Annotated in this window: 6 protein-coding genes; 3 read left to right on the forward strand and 3 right to left on the reverse strand. The window is 50.5% G+C overall.

Annotation, left to right across the window (positions count from 1 at the left end):
- Window positions 1–668, reverse strand: a 668-nt coding sequence (locus tag D6694_06000; GenBank protein ID RMH44247.1) for a DUF2066 domain-containing protein, incomplete at its 3' end; no start/stop codon positions are given.
- Window positions 669–754: 86 nt separating this feature from the next.
- On the opposite strand from D6694_06000, the gene D6694_06005 reads away from it, so the two are divergent.
- Genes D6694_06005 through D6694_06015 form a run of 3 tightly spaced genes read left to right on the forward strand, consistent with a single transcriptional unit; the run spans window position 755 to window position 3,175 of the window.
- Window positions 755–1,804 carry a phosphoribosylformylglycinamidine cyclo-ligase gene (locus D6694_06005; protein ID RMH44248.1) on the forward strand — a complete coding sequence of 350 codons (1,050 nt, stop codon included), beginning with the start codon at window positions 755–757 and terminating at the stop codon, window positions 1,802–1,804.
- Window positions 1,805–1,812: 8 nt separating this feature from the next.
- Entirely contained in the window at window positions 1,813–2,463 is a 651-nt protein-coding gene (locus tag D6694_06010) for a phosphoribosylglycinamide formyltransferase (GenBank protein ID RMH44249.1), read from the forward strand.
- Window positions 2,393–3,175, forward strand: coding sequence for a DUF3108 domain-containing protein (locus D6694_06015; protein RMH44250.1), 783 nt, complete (start codon window positions 2,393–2,395; stop codon window positions 3,173–3,175). Before D6694_06010 ends, D6694_06015 begins: the two co-directional genes overlap by 71 nt.
- Here the strand turns inward: D6694_06015 and D6694_06020 are convergent.
- Together D6694_06020 and D6694_06025 are read right to left on the reverse strand one after the other, a co-directional pair.
- A complete protein-coding gene (locus D6694_06020; GenBank protein RMH44251.1) occupies window positions 3,161–3,727 on the reverse strand; it encodes a dCTP deaminase in 567 nt (188 codons plus the stop codon). The genes D6694_06015 and D6694_06020 overlap by 15 nt on opposite strands.
- 110 nt (window positions 3,728–3,837) lie before the next feature.
- On the reverse strand, window positions 3,838–4,029 hold a 192-nt coding region (locus D6694_06025; protein ID RMH44252.1), incomplete at its 5' end, for a hypothetical protein.

A 4,029-nucleotide genomic window follows, 5' to 3' on the forward strand; every position in this document is an offset into this window, starting at 1 on the left:
ATTTTGGCCGCCACAACGACATCTGGCTGATAGCGAGCTGAGGCCGTCATCACAGGTTGCATAAAACGCCCCCAGACATCTGATACTTCGATCGATGTCGTATCTTCCAAGTCCATCAAGGGCAAAATCACCGGCAACGCACGTCGCTCTGCGAGTTCAGCAATCGTACGACCCTGCTCAGAATTTTCCTCAACGATAAACCGCTCGTATCCTTCCTCAGTGGCAAGCCACAGCATTACCAAAGGTCGGTTACTCTGCCACACCGGTAGCTGCGCATCAGCCAAAAAGTTCTGTACTGCGGTGGCATCGAAATGCAAAATGAGCTGCCAATCGCCGGCAGTGTTCTTTTCATAAGAAAAACGCTGCAAAAAACTCTGTGCCTTAGATAAATAGGAGCGCACGTACGCATTGGTGCGAACACTGTCCTGGCCGGTCACACGCACGAGCACCTGTAAGAAACCTTCGCGAATGCCTTGTGTGCGTGCCGCCTCTCCGCGATCGGCAACATTCACTTTGGCCATATACAAATTGTCTATCTGTGCGCCAAAGCTCGCACTCGCCAAGAGGAAGGATGCCGCAATATAAACAATGATAATCCGCATTGTTTGAACCACATTCCACGATTTAAACGCATCATACGCAATCCAGATAGACGCGCCAACCGACATCCTAGACAAAGTCCGCATTTTCTACCCAAGAACGCCTACGCTTGCTAAAATACCGCCGCGGTGAGACTTTATAGGAAAACTATTTCGTGAGCAACGAACACCAAAAGACAGGCTTGAGTTATAAGGATGCCGGTGTCGATATCGATGCCGGTGAACAACTCGTCACAAGAATCAAAACGATTACGGAATCGACAAAACGTGCTGAAGTGCTAGGAGGCATCGGTGGTTTTGGTGCGCTGTGCGCCATACCTTCTCGCTATCAGAACCCGGTGCTCGTTGCTGGAACCGATGGTGTTGGCACAAAACTTAAGCTTGCCATCGATCACGCTCGACATGAGTCTGTCGGCATTGACCTTGTGGCCATGTGTGTCAATGACCTCGTCGTGCAAGGCGCTGAGCCGCTTTTCTTCCTTGATTACTACGCGACGGGAAAGCTCGATGTGAACGTTGCTGAGCAGGTCGTGGCTGGTATTGGTGAAGGATGCCGACAAGCGGGCTGTGCGCTGATTGGTGGAGAAACGGCTGAAATGCCCGGCATGTACTCGCTAGGTGACTATGATTTGGCGGGATTTTGTGTCGGTGTTGTCGAACGGGATAAAATTATTGACGGCTCGGCCGTGCGTCCAGGAGATAAATTAATTGCACTCGCCTCAAGCGGACCACATTCCAATGGCTACTCGTTAATCAGAAAAGTCATCGACATCAGTGGTGCCAAACCGGACACGATGCTGGACAACCAAAGTTTGCTTGACCATGTTATGGCACCCACACGGATTTATGTCAAAACGATACTCGCGCTGTTGAAGAAAACACCTGTCCACACAATTGCCCATATCACTGGTGGTGGGCTCATCGAAAATATCCCAAGAGTATTGCCAAAAGGCACCATGGCCATCATAGACCGCAGTACATGGGAGTGGCCGACCATATTCCAGTGGTTGCAAAAAACTGGCAATATTGATGAAAACGAAATGTTCCGCACGTTTAACTGTGGTGTTGGCATGGTATTGGCGGTGCCTGAAGCCAGTGAAAAAACAGCATTGGCACAACTGGCAGCGCTTGGCGAGCGGGCTTGGACGATTGGGCATGTTGATCAAGCTGATGCGCAACAACGACCCTGTGTACGTTTCTGTTAGGAACCTTCATGCGCATCGCAGTACTCATTTCAGGCAGCGGTTCGAACTTACAAGCGCTAATTGACGCCTGCCGTGCCGGACGCATTGCTGGTGACATCGTTGGTGTCTTGTCTAACCGTCCGGATGCCTACGGTTTGACGCGAGCAACGCGCGCGGGTATCGACACCGAGGTCATTGATGACAAGAGTTTTAACGGCACGACCGAGTTCTGTTCAGCCATCGGCCTGACCTTGCAAGCATGGTCGCCCGATCTTGTTGTTTTGGCGGGCTTTATGAAAATACTGGACGCTTCGCTCACGGAACAGTGGCACGGGAAAATGCTGAATATACATCCGTCGCTGCTTCCCAAGTATCCTGGCCTTCATACGCATCGAAGGGTATTAGAAGCGGGTGACAAGATGCATGGCTGCAGCATTCATTTCGTCACCGCCGAGCTTGATGGCGGTCCGATCATTGCACAAGCGGCCACCAAAGTTTTTCCGAATGATACGGAACAAACACTGCAACAACGCGTCCAAACACTGGAGCACCAATTGTACCCTTTAGTCGTCAGTTGGTACTGCGACGGGCGCCTAGCGCTTAAAAATAATGAGGTCTACCTCGATGATAAAAAGGTGCCTGCCACTGGTATGCGGATTACTTTTGACGGTGACGTTTAGGTTGTCTGCTGAGCCATCACCAAAAGCTTGTGCAGAACAGCTCCAACGGCCTTACCGTGCTGTTTACCAGCTCCTTGATGATGACGGAGACGCAGTGGGTCAAGCCATTCGCGAGTTATCATTCGATAGTGCCAGCGGCTTATGGGACCTGAAACAACACTCAAGCGCCAAGAAATTCTTTTTCAAAGATGAACGCATTGAAGAGACGCGTTTTCGTATCCACAATGAACAGCTGTTTCCTGTCGAATATCGCTACTTGATTTCAAATTCTTTTCGGGAAAAAACCACAGTTGAGCATTTTGACTGGAAACATAAGGTGGCAGTCGGCCAACGCAGCGATAATCGACAATGGCGAAAGAATATCAAGCCGGGCGTCGTCGATCCGCTTGCTGTGCAGTGGGCACTCCGCCATCGTCTGCTGCAACAAAATGTTTGGAAGGCCAATGCCGTCATCACTTTTGCAGTCAGTAAAAAAAACAGTATCCGCGTGGAAAATTATACGGTGGTTGGACACAGACAATGCCCCCCCCCCTTCGGGGACAGTGACTGTCTCGTGATCGAACGCACCTCGGGCACACGGCTGACCCGTTCATGGCATGCCAGTTCACTGTGTTACTTGCCAGTTCGCATCGAACAATACAAAAAAGGCCACCTACAAGCGGTGGCCGCATTGACAGAAGTTCGGTACGAACCACACTCAGGTTCTCGGTAAGGTCACACCGGTTTGTCCCATATATTTGCCACCCCGGTCCTTGTACGAGACTTCACACACTTCATCGGATTCAAAAAACAGCATCTGCGCAACGCCTTCATTGGCGTAGATTTTGGCCGGTAGAGGCGTGGTATTCGAAAATTCCAGCGTCACATGCCCCTCCCATTCCGGCTCCAAAGGCGTGACGTTGACGATGATGCCGCATCGCGCATAAGTCGATTTGCCTAGGCAAACCGTGAGCACATTTCTTGGAATGCGGAAATATTCTACGGTGCGTGCCAATGCAAATGAGTTCGGCGGGATAATGCACACATCGGATTTTACGTCCACGAAACTACCTTCATCGAACCCCTTTGGGTCAACAATGGCAGAATTGATGTTGGTGAAAATCTTGAATTCATCGGCACAACGAACGTCGTAGCCGTAGCTCGACGTTCCATAAGACACGAGTTTACGATCTCCGTGGTAGCGAACTTGGCCGGGCTCAAACGGCTCAATCATGCCGTATTCTTCCGCCATTCGGCGGATCCACCTATCAGACTTGATACTCATAAACTAACCCTCTTAAACACATATGGGCCAGTAAACCACATTCATTAGATCGTCGCCAGTGGAACAACAAAGCCCGGCCTTGCAGCCGGGCTTTGTCTCACAACCGAGAATTAGAAGCTGTATTCAAATTCTACGGCTGCTTCGCGGCCGATACCGGCACCGCCATACATGAAGTAGTTATACCAGGGATACTCGTAGAATAGGAACGAGTCGTCTTCTGGCGGGAACTTGTTGAACAAGTTCGTCACCCGCAGACCAACCTGGAACGAGTCAGACACATTGTATTGAGCCGTCAAGTTATA

Source organism: Gammaproteobacteria bacterium (genome assembly GCA_003696665.1).
GTDB lineage: Bacteria > Pseudomonadota > Gammaproteobacteria > Enterobacterales.

Coding starts and splice junctions, on each gene's coding strand:
- D6694_06020 (RMH44251.1), bottom strand. CDS start 3,727: ATGAGTATCAAGTCTGATAGGTGGATCCGCCGAATGGCGGAAGAATAC.
- D6694_06010 (RMH44249.1), top strand. CDS start 1,813: ATGCGCATCGCAGTACTCATTTCAGGCAGCGGTTCGAACTTACAAGCG.
- D6694_06015 (RMH44250.1), top strand. CDS start 2,393: ATGAGGTCTACCTCGATGATAAAAAGGTGCCTGCCACTGGTATGCGGA.